We start from the raw sequence: 17,067 nt of genomic DNA, 5'->3' as shown, positions 1-17,067 counted from the left end.
CGGGGCCGCCGTGGCTCATCCCACCGCGGCGGCGCCGCTCCGCCAGGCCGGCAGCAGCTCGTCGAGCAGGGCCTCGGTGCGGGGCGGCAGTCCGCGTGCCCCGCTGCGGGCGACCAGATCGGCGGCGAGCCGCTTCAACCGGTCGCTGTCCCCCGTCGCCTGCGTCGCACGCAGCAGCTCGTTCCACAGCCGCTCGTCCGCCGGTGCCGAGTTCATCGAGGCGTTCAGCGCTTCGATCGCCTTCTCCGCCCGGTCCTTCTCCAGATGGAACGCGGACAGGGCGAGCCCGATGTCCGCGACGAGCAGCGGCAGTTGCGCGTCGATGATCTCGTGGGTGAGCCAGCCGTAGCGCCCCCGCGGACGGTCGGCGAGCAGGGGACCGCGGACGAGGACGAGCGCGTCGGTGAGCAACCGCCCGCGCACCACACGGCTGTTGACGCCCTTGCCCTGCGTCGCCTCGTGGTAGAGGGAGCGCAGCACGTCCAGGTCGGACACGACGGACTTGGCCAGCGTGAGCCGTCCTGTCGCGTCGGTGCCGAGGCGGGGTGTGCCGTCGGGGTCGTTGCCGAGCCAGCCGTGCAACCGCTCTACGAGCGCGTCACGCACGTCGTCGGTGACGCCGCGCGGCCACAGCGCGGAGGAAAGGACGCGCGGGTGCACCCCTTCGCGGTGCAGCAGGAGCAGCGCCAGCGCCTCGTGCAGCAGCGGGCTGCGTTCGCCGTCCGGCGTCTCCAGACCGATGATCTCGTACGGGCCCACGAGCCGCGCGTACACGGCGGGCCGCCCCTGTTCGCTGATGTCGACGAGGAACGGCGGGGAGGTCGTCGGCCCCTCGGGCCCGCGGTCCGGGTCCGCCTCGACGAAGAGCTCCACGACCGCCCGCTGCTGCGCGACCGGCAGCATCTGCGCGTCGAGTTCGAGGCCGAGCAGCGGCGCGAGCAGCTTGCCCTCGCCGGTGATCTCCATCTCCCAGGCGGCTCCGGGCAGATCGCCGGACTCGGTGCCGACGAGGTAGCCGATCCCCAGCCGGCTCGCGTCGGCGGCGAGTTCGGCGAGCTTGACGGCGTCCTCGGCGGACGGTTCGGCGGCGAGGAGGACGAGGTGCGGGGCCCAACGGGTGTGCTGGGCGGGCCCGGTGCGGCCGGTGAGCACGGAGTCGTGTCCGGCCGCGCCGAGGGCGCCGCGCCGCTGCCGTGTCTCGGCCTCCATGGTCTCGACGAGCGCTTCGACGTCGTCGAGGTGGCGCAGCCGGTTGGGCGCGAGCGGTGTCAGGTCCTCGCCGAAGCCGACGAGCGTGATCGTCATGCGGTCGGACCAGCCGTTGGTGGCCAGTTCGGCGGCGACGGAGGCGAAGACGCCGGCACGGTCGGCCGCGCTCCCGCTCAGGGAGACGATGCCGGGCACGGCCTCCAGGTTGAGCAGCAGCCGCGAGTCGTCCATGGTGCCGAGGCTGACGAGGCCCGGGTACGGGGCGGCGGTGTCCACCTCTTCGTACCGCTCGGCGTCCGCCCGTGCCAGCATCCAGAACGTCTGGTCCTGGCCGAGCTGCCACGGCGTGGGCGGCTTCCCGGCCGGCTGGGCGAGCTGAAGGTGCAGATCGCCGTTCCCGCCGAGCCAGGCCGCGTAGACGGTGGGCAGCGGGCGCGACTCCGCGGCGAGCGCGGCCGCGAGTCCGCGCAGCGACAGGTCGAGAAGGCGTACGCCCTCGGGGTCGGCGCCGACGAGCAGCGCGTCCTGGGCGTCCGCGGCAGAGCCGGTCGGGACCGGCGGCTCCATGCCGCCCCGCCCGCCGACCGCGCCGAGAGCCGACTGCCACAGGGCCTGCCGGCGGCGCCGGCCGAGGGCTCCGAGGAGACCGGCGGCGAGAAGGGGCGCGCCGACGAGGGCCTCGGGCAGCCCGAAGGAGAAGCCGCTCTCCTCGGAGGCCGTCCGCGAGGTCTGTTCGTTCCCCGCGTGCGGTGCGGCTTCGGCGGGTGCGTGTTCGCCCTGCCGGCCGCTGTCGTCGCCGGGCCGCTGCCGGGGCAGGTGGATGTGCGCGGTGTCCCGGTCGCCCTGGTCGGCCTGCCGACCGTCGGCGGCGCCCTGCTTGCCGCCGCCCTGCTGGTGGTCGCCGGTCCTGGCGTAGTCGTGGATCTGCCGCTGGACCTGCTCCGAGACCTCGGGGGCCGCGTCGGGCATCTCGACGAGCTCGCCTCCGTGGGCGTCGCCGGGCATCTCCAGGATCCAGCCGGGCCGGATGAGGCTGGCCTCGGACAGCTTGGACCCGTCGGGCTGCGTACGGTCCTTGTTGAGCTGGTAGATCTCCTTGTACCGGCGCCCGTCACCGAGGTGCCGCTGCGCGATCTCCCAGAGCGAGTCGTGGTGCCGGCCCTCGGGGGGCTGGATCCGGTAGTACTTCGTGTCGCCGTGCTCGGCGGAGCCGCCGCTGTCCGCCTGGGACGCCGCGTCGGCGGCCTGCTCGGCGACCGCGGCCGCGGCGCCGGCGGCGGCCTGCTCCTGCTGCTGCCCGAACAGCCCGCCCGGGGTCTGCTGGGCCGTGGCGACGGAGCCGTGCTGGTTGCCCTCCAGGCTCTGGCCGAGCTGCGAGAGACCCGGCGTGAAGCTCGCGGCTGCGGCGCCGACGAGCAGGACCGCCGCGACGAGCTGACGGGCCAGCAACTGGCTCGGCCCGGCGCCCGGTACCCGGTTGGGCAGCCCGACGCCCGACAGCGCGGCCTTCACCTCGACGAGCACACACGCGGTGAACTGCGCCCACGCGAACCACACGATGACCGTCAGCACGTGGATGAACGTGCCGACGGTGATCTCCTGCTGGAGCCAGTCCCATTGGGGCGCTCCGTGCGGCAGCGGCCACCCCACGCTGACGACCAGCGCGCCGGGCACGCCGACGAGCAGCACCAGCAGGGCGACGAACGCCCCGAACGCCTTCACGAAGTCACCGAACGTCCGGCGACGCCGGGGCAGGGGCTGCGGCGTCCGATTCCTCGGACCCGGCGAACCGCCCGTCGAACTGGAAGTGGTGCGTCGCGCCATGGCGGGTGTCCTGGGGTCGTGTGGGGAGGGCGTGGGGTCGGGGGTGGATCGAGCCTACTGAGAGTTTACGGAGCGTGTCGAAGGCCGGGCAGGCGGCCGCCCGAAGCGACCGCCCGTTTCGTCACCTACCGCCCCGTAGACCCGAGTTGCCGTTCCTCCCGGCACTTCCCGGCACCCCTCGACCTTCACACGCTCTCGACCACCCCGACACGGCTCTCACGCTCTCCGCACAATCCCCGAGGGCGCCCCGGAGCGACCTGCGCGGGACACACCCGTCGCTCAGGTCGACCCCCGTACCCTTCGTATGGCGCCGACCCGGACGCGCATCCCGGTCCCGGGAACCACCGACCAGGTCGTTCTCGTCTCCGGAGCGGGCCCGGTGCTGGACCCGGCCGAGGCGTTCCACGACGTCCTCGACACGGTGACCAGCACCTTCCGCTTCGTACGACCGAGACTTCAGAGCTCCAGAAGGGGGAACCGACATGGGCAGTGGCGGCAAGAGCGACCTCGCGCTCCCGCTGAGCGACCTGGAGGACTACGGCGGGCGGCTGCGGGACATCAAGACCCGGCTGAACCACACCAAGAAGCTCTTCGAGTCCTTCAAGGACGACTTCGGAGACCACACCGTCTACGACGCCCTGGACGACTTCGAGTCCGGCTGGGAGGACGGCCGCGAGGACATCGGCCAGGCTCTCGACGCCCTCGCCGAGATGTCCGAAGCCGTGGTCCGCGAGTTCAAGAAGCTCGACGACAAGCTCGCCAAGGACGTCGCCGACGGAGTGAAGACCGAGAAGGAGGGCGGGGCGAAGTAGCCCGACGGCGGCAGGGGCGTCTCGCCCGCCGCTCGCCTCGCCCCGAGGAGCCGACCACCGGCAGGAGACCCGTGCACGACATCAACTGCTGCCAGATCTGCGGGAAGCCGGCCCCTCCGGTCGACGGCTGGTGCGGAGAGGTCATCGGATACCGGCTCGTTCCGGACCCGTGGGCCGCCTCGCCCTCCTTCCTCGACGGCAACCTCCACTTCTCCTGCCTGGAGGAATCCGACAAGCGCGAGGCGTTCCACGGCGAGTTCCTTCGGTTCGTGCAGGCGGGACACGAAGAGGTCGACAGCCTGGACGGAACCCTCCCACCGCTCACCCGGATGGGCCTCGGAATGTCCCCCGTCTTCTCGGGCGACGCATGCGACATCTTCCAGAGCCGGGTGTCCGACCGCTGGATGGTGGTGAAGAAGTGCGGCCCGTGGCTCGGCCTCGGACTCCCACAACTCCGGGCCATCAGTGAGGGAGCGCCTCCGGTCTCGCCGTCCGACGTGACCCGCTATCGCCTCCCCGTCGATCTCGGGGACCAGGTCGGCGCCTACGGCCTGGCCGACCTGCTGGGAGCCCTCGGAGTGAGGCATCGGTACGCCGACGCCGCCGACCCGGCCCGGGTGGAATACCGTTTCGTCGACTACTACGCGCCGAAACGCCTTCTCGACTACATCGCCGTGGCGCGCCTGCCGCTGCCGGACGAAGCGCGCGCCTTTCTGGCCGCCCACGCGAGGACGTACACCCCCGTCACCTTCGACGACGAGGGCGCCTGATGGAGTACACGCACAGTGAAGGCCCTTGGGTCGAAACCGCCGTGCAGCTCGTCGTCCGGAAGCCGGACCTGGACCCGGATCTCGTTTCCCGGGCACTCTCCCTGCCTCCGACGTCGGTTCGGCGACCGGGAAACGGTCACGAGGGTCCGGCATCGTCTCAGGACGGCCTCTGGATACTCCAGGTCCACGGCAGAATGCCGGGGGGAATCAGCGATCAGCTCCGCACCCTCTTGGACCTGGTGGAACCCCATGCGTCCGCGCTGACCCGACTGGCCGCCCAGGGACACGACATCCATGTCGACCTCTTCGGATTCGTCGGCCGCGGTGCCACGTTCGTGCTGCCTCCCGAGGTTGTCCAGAGGGCGGCCGCCCTCCGCGTCCCCGTCACGGTCACGACCAGCGTCAGCGATCGGTGAGGAGCCGCCATGGACCTGTCCGCTTCGTGGGGAGCGCCCCGAGCCGCCCTCCTCATCACCGGGCGGAACGTGGAACCGCGGGAGATCACGGCCGAGTTGGGCATCCCACCCACCTTCTCCAGAGAACCGACGGCCCGTTCGTCATTTCGCCCCGGCGAGGGATGCTGGGCGGTCCAGGTGACCGGTGAACCTCACCAGGGCTTCGACGGAGTGATCGACGAACTCGTCGGCCTCGTCTCCCCGGCCCTGAAGGCGATCCAGGACGTCCGTCGCCGGGGACACACCGTTCAGCTGAACCTGAACGGCCACGTGCGGAGAGGGTCCCGAACCTTCCTCTCCCCTCACGCGCTGGCGCGTGCGGCCCAGCTGGAGCTGCCGGTGTCCCTCACGGCGGACGCCGATCCCCCCACTCGGTCGGAGGACCTCCTGGACTGGCTGCCGGCCCCGGACGGATCGCACCGCGAGCAGCCCCGAGGGCAGGGACGGAGCCGAGGGGCTCGGACGGTTCGCCCCGTGGGGTTCTTTTCCGAACTCGCCCCGGGGTGGGGACTGCCCCTCGACGGACTCATGCGGGACTCCGTGCATCCGACGGGAGACCCGGACGAGGCGAAGATCATCGCGTATCTCGGAACGGGTGCGGAAATCTGGAGCGAGATGAGCGCGGGGCCCGATGTCCTGGACCCGGAGGCTCCCGACCTGTCCGGCATCGGTTCGCTCTCCACGGACGGAACCTGGCTGTGGCGCCAGGACCTCCCCTATTACCTCGGCAAATATCACGTCTCCCTGCCCCCGGAATTCGTCACGCACGTCAGGAACGCCCACCACCGGGTTCCGGAAGTGCCGGAGAAACGGCTGCTGGAAATTCTGACGCGGGACCTCGGAATCGACATCGATTGAGCAGGGTCCGGCCGAGGGCCATCCGAGGACGATCACCCTCGGGCTCCGGCCTCAGCCCACCTCGTTCTCCGCCACCGCACTGCCGTGGACGGTCACGTCGCCGCCGTAGAACATGCCGGTGAAGACCGGGGAGTAGGTCAACTGAACCTCGACCTCGACCTGTTCGGCGTCGGCGGTCACGCAGTGGGTGGCGGCGATGTCGGCGCCGGACATGCCCATCTCGCGGGCGAACGCCTTCACGCGGGCGCCGCAGTTCTCGAAGTTGATGGGCGCGGGGCCGTTCTCGTTCTCGTAGAGCGAGTCGAGGTCGATGTCCTGCGCCGCGAAACGGGCCGCCTGTTCGGCGATGTCGGCGGCGCGCTCCCGCTTGGAGATGGACATACCGCCGTCGATGACGAAGGCCGAGAGGGACAGGAACACGAGCGCGAAGATGATGACCGCGCCGGCACCCGAGCCGCGGTCGTCGAGACGCGCGCGGCGTGCCGCGATCCGGCCCCGTACCGCGGAGCTCAGCTTCATGCCGTCCTCCGGAACGGGTCGAGCGGCGAGCTGAAGCTGGCCTCCAGGGTGGTGGGGACGTCGAGGCCGATCATCGCGAGGCCCCGTACCTCGCAGCTCACCTCGACGGTGAAGAGCGTGTCCGGTTCGAAGCCCGCGCTGGTCTGCGTCACGGTCACCGGGCCCGAGCAGACATCCGCGAGGTCGGCTTCGGCCGCCTTCCTCGCCTCGGCGATGGCCGTCGCGTGGTCCTTCTGGATCGAGCCCGCGCGCGCCGCGTCCCGAGCGGCTCCGTCCAACGCCCCGCGCCCGTCGACCAGTTGCCCGAAGGCCACCAGCACCAGAATGAAGAGGATCATCACCGGGGCGAGGATGACCACCTCGATCGTGGACAGCCCCCGGTCGCGCAGGCGGCCGGACATCAGCCGGCGGAGGACGGTGAACAGGACCTCTGCTCGCATCAGTTCTCCTCCTCCACGAACCGCTCCACCGGTCCCGACGACTGCGCGTGCACCGTCAGGTCCAGGCCCGGGAAGACAGAAGGGACCCTGGCCGTGATCTCGACGCCCACGGTGTTCTGCTCCGGCTGGAGCAGCGTCACGTCCGGGGACAGCACCAGCTGCGGGCCGAGCTGGCGGATGTAGCTGTCCACGACGTCACGCGCCTCGCCGCGCCAGGCGCCGGGCTGCGCGTCGGCCGTGGCGCGGGCCTTGCGGGCGCCCGCCTGGGCCGCCGCCTGAGCCACATGGTCCGCGAAGAAGTACAGCGCGAACTGCACCGTCGCGAAGATCATGAAGAAGAGCACCGGCGTGAGCAGCACGAACTCGATCGCGGTCATGCCGGAGTCACCGCGGGCGGAGGCTGCCTCCACCCTGCGGCGCACCCAGCGACGTACACCTCGACGTGCTCGCACCCGTATCCCCGTATGAAATCAGCAGGTCTTGCCCGCGTCGGTGCCCCTGATGCAGTCACCGACCTTGTTGGCGCCGTCGCTCAGCGCGGCGTTGATGATCGCGGCGACCACGCCGACGATGGCGACGACGACGGCGGAGATGATGACCCACTCGACCGCGGACGCACCCCGGTCGAGTTCGCCGGAGCGGGCACGCTGCACCCGCCCCTGGAGGAAGGTGATCAGGAAGTCCACCCCCGGGATCCCGGTGCTGAAGTTCCGTCCGTTCATGGTGAGTTGTCCTCTCGAAGGATAGTGGTGGGCGACGTGTGCCGCCTCGGGCACCGCGGATGGTCAGACCTGGAACACGCGCATCGCCGCCGGGAAGATCAGGAAGACCAGGAAGCCCGCGCACAGCAGCAGCTGGGCGACCAGCATCGACTGCGACTTCTCGCCCGCGCTGCCCTCGATCTCGGAGAGTTCGCGATGCCGCATCGTCTCGGCGCGCGAGGCGAGCGACTCGCGCACCTTGGCACCGTCGTCCGCGACCAGCGCCAGGGAGGCGGACAGATCCTTGAGCTCCTCGACGCCCAGCTCCTCGCCGAGCGAACCGAGCGCCTGCCACTGGCTGATGCCGGTGATACGGGCGTCGGCGAGCGCGTTGCGGATGCGCTGCGTGGCCCAGCCGTCGGAGATCTCGGCGGCGGCCATCAGCGCTTCCGGCAGACCGCGGCCGCCGGCCAGGCTCATCGACACCAGGTCCAGATACGCGCCGATCACGCGTCGCAGGTCGCGCCGCTTGTCCACCGCGTCCCGGCGGACCTCCAGATCGGGGAGGAAGAAGAAGACGATCGCGAAGAGCAGCGCCAGCCAGACCGGGATGATCGGGCTGCGGCCGACGCCGAGCGTCCAGACGACGGCGAAGAGGAACGGGCCGAAGAAGACCCCGGCCGCGGCCAGCAGCACCTTCGTCGCGAGGAACCTCTCCCAGCTCCGGTCCAGGACCGCCAGATCGGCGCGGAGCGAGCGCTGTTCCCAGCCCTGCTGGAGATAGAAGTCGGCTACCCGCGTGCCCACTTGGGCGCGCAGGCTGCCGAGCCGCCCGCTGTCCTGCTGCCCGTGGTGGGCGGACTCGTACGCGGCCCCGCGCGCCCGCATCGCGTCGATGCGCGCGACCTGCGCGACCGCGCTGCGCCTCGACGGCAGGAGCGCGCGGACGAGGGCGTAGACGCCCAGGCCCAGGACGGCGCCGATCAGGATCGGCATGGTCAGGTTCATCGGCGTACCGCCTCATCACCAGGAGCCGGCGTACGGGGGCGCACGAACTGCACGGACGACTCGTCCCGGACCAGGAACCGCTCCGGCGTCTCGATCGTGGACAGCTTGCGCAGCCACCAGAAGCCGAGGGCGAACAGCCCGCAGACACAGGCGAGTACGAGCTGACCGACCGCCGTGCCGTACGGCTCGACGAACTCACGGTTGAAGACCGACAGGCCGAGGACGAAGGCGATGGAGACCGCGACGACGATCTGCACGGAGCGCCGGGTCGAGGCGCGCTGGGCCATCACGCGCTGCCGCATGTCGACCTCCTCGCGCGCCGACTTGGCCAGGGCGCCCAGCACTTGGCGCAGACCCGGGCCGCGGAGGCGGGCGTTGAGGATCAGCGCGGCCACGATGATGTCCGCGGAGGCGTCGTCGATCTCGTCGGCCAGGTGCTGCAAGGCCTCGGGCAGCGGGGTACGGGAACGCAGCCGGTCCACCAGCGCGTCGAGATGCGGCCGCAGCACGGGAGCCGATGCGCGCGCCGAGGCGGGGATGGCCTGCTCCAGGCCGACCGCGCCCGCGATGGTGTCGCGCAGCGACTCGGTCCAGGACGCCAGCGCCTCCACACGGCGCATCGCGGCCCGCTCCTCCGAGGCGCCGCCGAAGAGCTTGTCCCAGAAGAAGACGAGGATGCCAGCCGCGATACCGGCGACGGCCCAACGGGTGAGGAGGAGCACCACGAGACCCGCGATCGCGGCGATCGAGCCGCGCTGTCCGGCGAAGCGGATCAGTTCGCCGGCGCGTTCGCTCGCCTTCTGCTTCTCGTGCTCGGGTCTGGCGGGCAGTCCGCGCACCGCGACCGCGAACAGAGCGAGGCCGCCGCCGACGGCGACACCGCACGCGAGCGCGTACAGCACGGTCGTGGAGAAGAGCCCGCCCATGGAACCGAACGAGTCGAACGCCGCGAGCGAGGTCGTGTCCGGCGTCGCGGCCGTCATGTCCTGGGTCATCGTCATCACCAATTCCCGCTGCCGGGCAGCCGGTAGCCCTGCGCGACGAGTTCGTCGAGGCAGGCAAGGGGCGCGTGCGGGACGATCCGGCCGTCCGGGGCCTCGGCGAACACCTCGCTGGACAGCACCCGCCCGTCGACGCCGTTGACCTCGCGCACGGAGGTCACCATGCGCTGGAGGCGGCCACCGGACTCGTATTCGTTGCGGCGCTGGATGAAGACGACGAAGTTCACCGCGCCCGCGATGAGCATCTGACTGGCCTCGATGGGCAGTCGCTCGGTCGCCTGGAGCGCGTACGTGGAAATGCGGTTGAAGACCTCGCTGGAGCTGTTCGCGTGGATCGTGGAGAGCGAGCCGTCGTTGCCCTGCGACATCGCGTTGAGCATCGTCACGATCTCGTCGCCCAGGACCTCACCGACGATGACACGGGAGGGGTTCATACGCAGCGACCGGCGGACCAACTCGGCCATGGTGATGGCACCTTGGCCCTCCGAGTTGGGCAGGCGCTCCTCGAAGGCCACCACGTTCGGGTGCAGGTCGGCGAAGGTGTCGAGGCCGAGTTCCAGGGCGCGCTCGACCGTGACGAGCCGCTCGTGCGTCGGAATCTCGTTGGCGAGGGCGCGCAGCAGCGTCGTCTTGCCCGCGTTGGTGGCTCCCGCGATCATGATGTTCTTGCGGGCCCGTACGGCGCAGGCCAGGAAGTGCGCGACCTCGGGGGTCAGGGTGCCGTTGCCCACCAGGTCGGACATGAAGACCTTGCCCATGCGCGCCCGGCGGATCGACAGGGCCGGCCGGCGGGTCACGTCCATGACGGCGGAGAGCCGGGAGCCGTCCGGCAGCCGCAGGTCGAGCTGCGGGTTGGCGGAGTCGAAGGGCCGGGACGACAGACCCGAGTACGCGCCGAGAACCTGGATCAGCTCGATGAGTTCCTCGTCGTTCTCGGCGACGGAGTCTCCCCTCGTCTCCCGCCCGTCCGCGTAGCCGATGAAGACCTGGTCGTACCCGTTGATGTCGATGTTCTCGACTTCCGGGTCGTCGAGCAGCGGCTGGAGACGGCCGACGCCGAAGAGCGCGGCGTGCACGGCGGCCGCGTACTGCTCCTCGGTCTCCGCGTCGAGCGGGGTCCGGCCGAGGTTGATCTCGGTGCGGGCGTGGTCCTCGAGTATCTGGGCGATGACGGCGCGGGCGTAGTGCCGCTCGTCCTCGCTGGACATCGGGGTGACGCCGCGGACCTGGTCCTCGCGGCGCTGCTCGGCGATACGGTCACCGGCGTCCTGCCGGAACCGCTTGACCAACTGGTGGTCGACGGCGGTCATCGGCCGGCTCCGGCAGCGGGCTGCCCCTGCGCACCACGGGGTCCGTCGGCGGGTACGGACCAGGCGGCGCCGTACTGCTGGTACAGATCCGCGGCCACCTTGCGGGCCGAGCGGATCAGCAGCGACTTGTCGAGACGGCCGCGGCGGCGTCCGGCCAACTGATCGGCGCCCGCGGGGTCGTCGGCGAGCGTGCCCACGACCCGGGCACCGGTCTGGGCCGCCACGAGCATGTCGTTGACCTGGTGGACGAGCTTGGCGGAGTCGCTCGGGTCGGCGATGAGGATGACACCGATGAACGGAGTGGCGAGTCCGGCGGCGCCACGCGGACCGCCGTGCAGCTTGGCGGAGAGCGCGGCGGCACGGTCGCGGACGCGCGCGATGGCCTCGGGTTCGGTACGGGAGAGCAGCAGCACCAGGGCGGCGTGCGGGAAGAGTTCGACGGCCGGGGTGTCTCCGCTGATGCGACCGCAGTCGGCGATGACGTCGGCGGGGGCGTTCGGGGAGTCGGCGAGCTGCGCGAAAGCCCGGCCCAGGGTGGGCCAGAGTCCGGCGAGACCGGCGGCCTGCTCGGCCATCCCGAGCCCGACGAGGACTTCGAGTCCGCCACTCAGCGGCTGCACGTGGTCCCAGAGTTGGTCGGGAACGAGCCCGCGCCGGGCGGTCGCCGCTATCGACAGCATGCCGGTGTTGGGGTTCAGCGGGCCGCCGTGGGCCGCCGCGCTGCGGTACACGAGGTCCCCGCCCGCCGGGTCGGTCTCGGCGAGCAGGACCCTGCGGGGCCAGACCGCCGAGAGTGCCACGGCGGCGGTCGTGACTCCGGGGGAACCCTTGTCTGCGGCGAGGGCGATGAGCGCCATGTCTGTCTACTCACTCGCCTCTAGTTGCCGGGGACGATGACGAGGGCGACCTGACCGGCCGAGGCGGCGTCGGCGACGGACGCCGCCTGACCGCTGTCCACGATGAGGGTGACGGGCAGATTGGTGCTGCTGATCGTGCTGTCCTTCTGGCCCTGGACGTAACTGACCTTCGCCCGATCGACGATGAGGGCGTCGTCCGCGCTCGACGAACTCGAGCTGGAGGAACTCGAGGAACCGCGGCTGCCGCTGGATCCGCTGGATCCGACGCGGTAGACAGCGACCGTGTCACCGGACTTGATGCCCGCGGGGTACTGGCCCTCCTTGAGGGAGACGCCCACGGAGGCCTTGCCGGCCGGAATGGTGGCCCGCTTGGCGAACATGTCGCCGATGACGACGGTCCCCTCGTAGATGGGGGACTTGGCCTTGAACTCCTTGAGCTCTCCGCGCAGGTTCCACTTGACGTAGTTGATGGAGGGATCGTCCGCGACCAGCACGGAGGTCACGTGATCGCCCACGGACTCACCGGCCTGGATGTCACTCGTCACCTTCACGACCTCGATGCGGTCCCCGGCGCGCAGCACCAGCATGGTGGCGCCCAGCGCGCCGACGAGGATGAGGAGCACCGCGAGAGCGGCCAGCGCGGGTTTGCGCTCGCGAGGCGGCGTGGGAAGACGCTCACCCATCGCCGGGTGAGCCGACGTGGCGGAACGGTTGTTGCCCGGCCCCGTACGCTCTTGGATCTTCACGCAACCGCTCCCCGTACACCCAAGAAAATGTCTGTCAATTCACGTGCCAAATAGGACACTTCACCCCCGCGCCCCTTTACGGGACGTACCGCGCGACCTGGCCGAATAGCCAGCGCTGGAGCGAGTGTCAAGCCATGGCACCGTATCAGCCGCACATAAGCCCCTCAAGGCGCGTCAAGGCCCGTGAAGCGCACCTGACTCGACGTTATCGACGCGCAACGGAAGGCACGCGGTTCCCTGTTGGGCCCGGCGATCTCCCGGCCCGCCGAACTGTGCGGCAGCGAATCCCCTGTCGGCCCGCCCCGGGTCACCCGTCACGGACCGTGCACCATGCCTGCACGAGGTGCTCACGGCTGGGGCGGGGGAATGTGATCTTTCAGCCACACGGGGGACCGGGCGTCAGCCCCGGGACTCGTCCCACGGGGCCTCCCTCTCGACGTCCCACCGCACCCAGGGCAAGGCGCGGGGTCGTCCCAGGTTCCACCGGTTTCGTCGGTGACGAGCAGGCGGGCATCAGCCATTCAGGGCCTCTGCCGCGAACTCGAGCAGTCCATCGAGCCCGAGACGACGGGTTTCCACCCCTCCCCCGGAGAGAATCCAGCTTCCGTCCCAATCCACCCGGAACACCTGTCCGCGGAAATTCTCGAACTCGACAAAGCTTCCGGGGGCGCCGTCGAGCAGTTCGAGTTCACGGTACAGAGTTCCCGGCACGACCAGGACACCGTCCGGCCCATCGGTCCCGCCTTTCGTCACCGTGTTGTCGTACCGCACCCGCAGGAACGGCGTCGGCGAGCGCCGAAGATCGGCGGGCTTGAGAAACCGGATGAAGCTCTCCCGCGCATCCTCCAGCGAGTACCTGTCGGGCTTCGCGAATTCGCACTCATACCCGGGGAATACCGCCCAGGTGACTTCCTGGAGCTCCGGTCGCTGCACTTCGTGATACCGGTGCACTCCCGGGCGCGCGGCAGCAAGGACATCGAACGCGCTGCCAGGACTCCGAAACCCGGGAACCGCGTTCAGAAAGGGGTCTCCCGACAGAATGAGGGATTCCCTCTCCCGCGCCGTCAACAGAAGCGACCGGACCAGACCCTCGTCGTAGGAGTCCCGGGCGTTCACCTGAAACAGGTGTCGGCGATCCTCGCTGAGCACCGCGGCGAAGTCGAGCCCCGGCACGGGTGACCAATGCCAAGCGTTCGACACTTCCGGGAACTCCTGGACACCCGGAAAACCTGACACAATTGCAGCCGGATCCATCGATCCTTCTCTTGAGCGCCTCTGCATGAATAATTCGGTCCGGTATCCTGCCGATACCTCGGTGCGCGCTGACCGTCGCGACCATTGTCCGCCCGCGTCATCGGCTCCATATCGAAGTTGCCGGGTGGGCGCGATGCGAGTAAGGGAGGCCACGGACGTCGGCGCCGCAGGGGTCTACTCGTCGGCGCCTACTGGTCGGGCCTACTGATCGGCAAAACGGAACGTCGAGGTGATGGCGTCGAAGATGTCGAAGAAGGAATCGGCAAGGTCGAGGACCTGGCTGCTGCCGGCGACCAGGGCGACCTTGCCCTCCTGGCCGGGCACGGGGATGAACGTCTGCATGAGCACCGCACGGATCGTGCGCTGAAGGCTGTCGTCGGGCACGACGATGTCCTCGATGCCGTACGTCCGCGCGGCGGGACCGACGCCGGGTATCTCGACGGTGGTCACCTTGCGCCAGGCGTCCCCCTCCTTCTTGGCCTCGCGCACGGCGAGTTGGCCCGCGATCGTCTGCGGGTCGGTGGAAAGGGGCTCGCCGGACTGCGAGCGGCCGCCGACGATCGAGACGGTGACCGAGCCGGTGATCGGGGTGTCACCGCCGAAGGACTCCGCCATGCATCCGCAGTACAGGGCACCGGACTTCCAGGCGTCCGCCGAGGCCTTGCGCAGGAAAGCGGTGTAGGCGTCTCGGTACTGAGCCAACTCCGGTCGCTGCTCGACCCGTTCGCTCACCATCCGCCGGATCGAGTCGTCCCGCGACTCCGGCCGCACGTCGAACTCCCACCACGACTCGGGCACCTTGATGCGAAATCCGCCGCGCTCGACGGTGAGCGTCTCCATGTAGCGGGCCATGGCGTGTCCCCCGGGTTCGTCGTTCGTCCTGCTGTTCAGCCTGCTGTTCGTCCTGCCGTGCGGCCTGTTCGACCTGTTCGACCTGTTCGGCTCGGGTCCAGCCTACGAGGTGGACTGGTGCGGCCTCTGGTGCACCCGGGCGCCGGGGCCGCGAACGCGTCGGCCGGGCTTGTGAAGGTGTGGAACGCAAAGTCGGGGCGAGGTATGGAGGCGGGCCCGGACGCGGGTGGGTGGATGTGGCCATGGACACGATCGGGCGCCGGCGGGCCTCTGTTTCGCACCGACTCCACCCCGTATGACCGCATCCAGAAGGAGGGTTCAGCCTGGCGAAACCAGGAGCCCCACGGATACCGTCATTGCCCTTGACTGACTTCGCTCAACCGATGTCTCACGGGGAGTCCACTGTGAAGCGCCGCTCTTTGCCCGTTGCTGCCGCGTTCGCCGCGACAACAGCCCTGCTTCTGACGGCTTGTGGCGGCGGGGGTGACAGTCCGAAGGACAACGACAAGATCGCGGGGGCGGATCAGGGCGAGACGGGTTCCGCTTCGCCGAGCGCGAGCGCTTCGGACGACATCGACCGGCCTGACATCACCCTTCCGAGCGACGTCATCGACGACTTCCAGAACTGGAAGACCGGCGACGCGACCAAGGACGCCGTCCTCGCCGACGCCGGTCGCGCTCAGACCGCCACCAACTACGCCATCGTCAAGGGGAACCCGGACGAGCCGGCTCTCGCCTACTACCGGCAGGGCGATGCGCTCGTCAGCGGGGCTCAGTGGGTCAAATCGTTCGTCGACGCCGGAATCTCCTACACCGGCACCGTGCGGTACTTCGATCCCAAGGTCACGCTCTACGGCAGCGCCTCAGCCGGCGTCACGTTCTGTACCGACGAGAGCAAGGCGTTCAACAAGAACCGGAAGACCAAAAAGGTCGACAGAACACCTGCGGACAACGACGCGTACGTCTACTACAACACGCACTTGAAGAAGGCCAAGGACGGCGTCTGGCAGACGACAGAACTCGTCTCCGACAGGGGGAACTCCAAGTGCACACCGTGAGGCACCTCGGCAGGGGACTGATGGCCGGCGCCCTTGTCACTGGCTGCGTGTTCGCCTCCGGTCCGGCTTTCGCGACGCGCGGTCCAGGAGGTTCGGACGGCGACGTGAAGACGTCCACCAAACGGTCCGGGCACACCCTCGAATCACGCATCACCTACACCGGCGGCACCGACGGGCACGGAAGAGCATCATCCGGCAACGTCACACCGGTGGGAAATTGGACGCCGCCGGCCTGTTGGTACGAGCCTGTCTCGGCGGCGGACTTCCAGAAGCAGGTCGAAGGCGACTACGACGAAGTCGTCAATGACCCGCAACAGCCCAACTACGCGAAGTCGGCTACCGGCCAGTTCCGGGACATCTACAAGGACGGCAAGTACAAGGACTACAACCTCGACAAGGCCGACGAAGGCAACTGGTGGGTATCCGTCCAGAATCCGAATCGGCTGGACGATCCCGATGCCTTCACCTGCAGCGATCTGCCCTTCTGGGTCGAGAACGGCGAAACCCCGCCGGTGAGGAACGCTGTCACTCCTCAGGTCCTGGCGGAGCTCGCCTACAACAGGATCACGCTCCCCGATACCGAGATCACGCTCGCCCCCGAGGACGTCACCAAGGTCAACCTGCCGACCTGGGCCTGGCTCGACAAGGCGACGTTCAAGGAAGTGTCCGTGACCGCGGCGCTCGATGTCGCCGGGCTCGACATCTCGGCGACGACCACCGCGAAACCCGTCTCGCTCAAATTGGAGCCGGGTACGAGCGACGCCGTGACCTATCCGGCCTCGGGAGAGTGCCGGCTGAACGACGACGACTCGATCGGCGCACCGTACGCCAAGGGCAAGGCCCGCGAGACGCCGTCGTGCGGGATCAAGTACCTGCGCTCATCGGGCGACGGGACGTACAAACTCCGGGCGACGATCACCTGGGAGGTCGACTGGACCGGCACCGGTGGGACCGGCGGCGACCTTCCCGACGGGACCTTCGGAACGACCCAGGACATCACCGTCCAGGAGATCCAGTCCGTCAACCGATGACACGCCGCCAGCCCCGGGCGACCCAGGCCATCGACGACTCCGGGAGTCAGAGAACCGCATGAGTGACCTTCGCCTCGAAGACACCATATTCGAGGACCTGAAGAAGACCTTTTCCGATATCAGCGACCGCATGGAGACGACCCGCCGCACCCTCCGAGGGGCCGATGCCTCTGCCGTCGGTGAAAGCAAACTCGTCGAGGACGTCCAGGACTTCGCCGACGACTGGGGCTACGGCATCAAGCAGCTCGGCAAACACACCCATGGCGCGGTCAAAATGATCAACAAGATCGGTGACAGCTTCAGCAAACTCGACCTGGATCTCGCCGAATCACTGAAGGCCCCGAAGAAGAAGGGCAAGTGAC

The 17,067-nt window shown here is 69.4% G+C and carries 20 protein-coding genes; 8 read left to right on the top strand and 12 right to left on the bottom strand.

Features of this window, described 5'->3' with window-relative positions; all coding sequences use genetic code 11:
• Positions 1–15 precede the first annotated feature (15 nt).
• Positions 16–3,033, bottom strand: coding sequence for a BTAD domain-containing putative transcriptional regulator (locus tag OG788_RS26320; protein ID WP_406373869.1), 3,018 nt, complete (start codon positions 3,031–3,033; stop codon positions 16–18).
• A 482-nt stretch (positions 3,034–3,515) separates the two neighbouring features.
• Between OG788_RS26320 and OG788_RS26315 the strand changes: the two genes are divergently transcribed.
• The 4 genes from OG788_RS26315 to OG788_RS26300 all read left to right on the top strand — a co-directional run bounded on the left by OG788_RS26315 (position 3,516) and on the right by OG788_RS26300 (position 5,928).
• A complete protein-coding gene (locus OG788_RS26315; protein WP_406373867.1) occupies positions 3,516–3,845 on the top strand; it encodes a hypothetical protein in 330 nt (109 codons plus the stop codon).
• Positions 3,846–3,916: 71 nt separating this feature from the next.
• Positions 3,917–4,615 carry a hypothetical protein gene (locus OG788_RS26310; protein ID WP_406373865.1) on the top strand — a complete coding sequence of 233 codons (699 nt, stop codon included), beginning with the start codon at positions 3,917–3,919 and terminating at the stop codon, positions 4,613–4,615.
• Entirely contained in the window at positions 4,615–5,031 is a 417-nt protein-coding gene (locus OG788_RS26305; protein WP_406373863.1) for a DUF4279 domain-containing protein, read from the top strand. The genes OG788_RS26310 and OG788_RS26305 overlap by 1 nt, the downstream gene beginning before the upstream one ends.
• 9 nt (positions 5,032–5,040) lie before the next feature.
• Positions 5,041–5,928, top strand: a complete 888-nt coding sequence (locus OG788_RS26300; RefSeq protein ID WP_406373861.1) for a DUF4279 domain-containing protein — start codon at positions 5,041–5,043, stop codon at positions 5,926–5,928.
• A 51-nt stretch (positions 5,929–5,979) separates the two neighbouring features.
• On the opposite strand, the gene OG788_RS26295 is transcribed toward OG788_RS26300, so the two are convergent.
• From OG788_RS26295 to OG788_RS26245, 11 genes are all read right to left on the bottom strand, one after another.
• Positions 5,980–6,447, bottom strand: coding sequence for a pilus assembly protein TadG-related protein (locus OG788_RS26295; protein WP_406373859.1), 468 nt, complete (start codon positions 6,445–6,447; stop codon positions 5,980–5,982).
• Positions 6,444–6,887, bottom strand: a complete 444-nt coding sequence (locus OG788_RS26290) for a TadE/TadG family type IV pilus assembly protein (RefSeq protein ID WP_406373857.1) — start codon at positions 6,885–6,887, stop codon at positions 6,444–6,446. The genes OG788_RS26295 and OG788_RS26290 overlap by 4 nt, the downstream gene beginning before the upstream one ends.
• Complete coding sequence (locus OG788_RS26285) at positions 6,887–7,264, bottom strand: TadE family protein (RefSeq protein ID WP_266761507.1); 378 nt, start codon at positions 7,262–7,264, stop codon at positions 6,887–6,889. The genes OG788_RS26290 and OG788_RS26285 overlap by 1 nt, the downstream gene beginning before the upstream one ends.
• Before the next feature lie 93 nt (positions 7,265–7,357).
• Positions 7,358–7,609 carry a hypothetical protein gene (locus OG788_RS26280; RefSeq protein WP_266761505.1) on the bottom strand — a complete coding sequence of 84 codons (252 nt, stop codon included), beginning with the start codon at positions 7,607–7,609 and terminating at the stop codon, positions 7,358–7,360.
• 63 nt (positions 7,610–7,672) lie between these two features.
• Entirely contained in the window at positions 7,673–8,596 is a 924-nt protein-coding gene (locus OG788_RS26275; protein ID WP_406373855.1) for a type II secretion system F family protein, read from the bottom strand.
• Entirely contained in the window at positions 8,593–9,522 is a 930-nt protein-coding gene (locus OG788_RS26270) for a type II secretion system F family protein (protein ID WP_351550121.1), read from the bottom strand. The genes OG788_RS26275 and OG788_RS26270 overlap by 4 nt, the downstream gene beginning before the upstream one ends.
• Before the next feature lie 74 nt (positions 9,523–9,596).
• Positions 9,597–10,907 carry a CpaF family protein gene (locus OG788_RS26265; RefSeq protein WP_406373853.1) on the bottom strand — a complete coding sequence of 437 codons (1,311 nt, stop codon included), beginning with the start codon at positions 10,905–10,907 and terminating at the stop codon, positions 9,597–9,599.
• Positions 10,904–11,764 carry a hypothetical protein gene (locus OG788_RS26260; protein WP_406373851.1) on the bottom strand — a complete coding sequence of 287 codons (861 nt, stop codon included), beginning with the start codon at positions 11,762–11,764 and terminating at the stop codon, positions 10,904–10,906. The genes OG788_RS26265 and OG788_RS26260 overlap by 4 nt, the downstream gene beginning before the upstream one ends.
• 20 nt (positions 11,765–11,784) lie before the next feature.
• Complete coding sequence (locus tag OG788_RS26255; RefSeq protein ID WP_406373849.1) at positions 11,785–12,510, bottom strand: hypothetical protein; 726 nt, start codon at positions 12,508–12,510, stop codon at positions 11,785–11,787.
• Between the two features lie 513 nt (positions 12,511–13,023).
• Complete coding sequence (locus tag OG788_RS26250; RefSeq protein WP_406373848.1) at positions 13,024–13,764, bottom strand: hypothetical protein; 741 nt, start codon at positions 13,762–13,764, stop codon at positions 13,024–13,026.
• Positions 13,765–13,965: 201 nt separating this feature from the next.
• Complete coding sequence (locus tag OG788_RS26245; RefSeq protein ID WP_406373846.1) at positions 13,966–14,616, bottom strand: hypothetical protein; 651 nt, start codon at positions 14,614–14,616, stop codon at positions 13,966–13,968.
• Between OG788_RS26245 and OG788_RS26240 the strand changes: the two genes are divergently transcribed.
• The 4 genes from OG788_RS26240 (at position 14,615) to OG788_RS26225 (ending at position 17,066) form a co-directional block, all read left to right on the top strand.
• On the top strand, positions 14,615–14,791 hold the full coding sequence (locus OG788_RS26240; protein ID WP_406373844.1) for a hypothetical protein: 177 nt from the start codon (positions 14,615–14,617) through the stop codon (positions 14,789–14,791). The genes OG788_RS26245 and OG788_RS26240 overlap by 2 nt on opposite strands.
• Before the next feature lie 229 nt (positions 14,792–15,020).
• A complete protein-coding gene (locus OG788_RS26235) occupies positions 15,021–15,674 on the top strand; it encodes a hypothetical protein (RefSeq protein WP_406373842.1) in 654 nt (217 codons plus the stop codon).
• Positions 15,675–15,694: 20 nt separating this feature from the next.
• Positions 15,695–16,705: a hypothetical protein gene (locus OG788_RS26230; RefSeq protein ID WP_406376849.1), complete on the top strand. Its 1,011-nt coding sequence runs from the start codon at positions 15,695–15,697 to the stop codon at positions 16,703–16,705.
• Between the two features lie 58 nt (positions 16,706–16,763).
• A complete protein-coding gene (locus OG788_RS26225) occupies positions 16,764–17,066 on the top strand; it encodes a hypothetical protein (protein WP_351548427.1) in 303 nt (100 codons plus the stop codon).
• The last annotated feature ends 1 nt before the right edge of the window (position 17,067 follow it).

The organism is Streptomyces sp. NBC_00647, assembly GCF_045207245.1.
GTDB lineage: Bacteria > Actinomycetota > Actinomycetes > Streptomycetales > Streptomycetaceae > Streptomyces.
The sequence above is the reverse complement of the archived record's forward strand: the minus strand, read 5'-3'. Positions and strand labels throughout refer to the sequence as shown.